Here is a 245-nt window from a genome sequence, read left to right as displayed (position 1 = left end):
GCCCCGGAGAGCGTGCTGCTGGCCGTGAAGGACTCTGCCTTGACGACCATCCCAAGGGGATATCCCGGTGCTCCCAAGGGTTATCTGCTGCCCATGACGCAGAACCAGAATCTGCTATGGCCGGGATGGGAGACCTTTGACGTCAAACGCAATGGTTTTAGCGACGTCAAGATCAACGTCCGTAACGTCAAAGGACCCGGCAAGGTACACCTGTTCTCGCAGAGCTCCTTCGGCAACGTTCAGAC

At 57.6% G+C, this 245-nt stretch carries 1 protein-coding gene; it reads left to right on the top strand.

Annotation, left to right across the window (positions count from 1 at the left end):
- Positions 1 to 12 precede the first annotated feature (12 nt).
- Positions 13 to 245 (top strand): choice-of-anchor M domain-containing protein (locus P9228_RS30915; protein WP_278057067.1); only part of this gene is annotated, 233 nt, incomplete at its 3' end.

Origin of the sequence: Mesorhizobium sp. WSM4898 (assembly GCF_029625845.1) — a bacterium.
In the GTDB taxonomy this organism is placed as follows: Bacteria; Pseudomonadota; Alphaproteobacteria; order Rhizobiales; family Rhizobiaceae; genus Mesorhizobium.
This window is presented reverse-complemented; position numbering and strand designations above follow the sequence as displayed.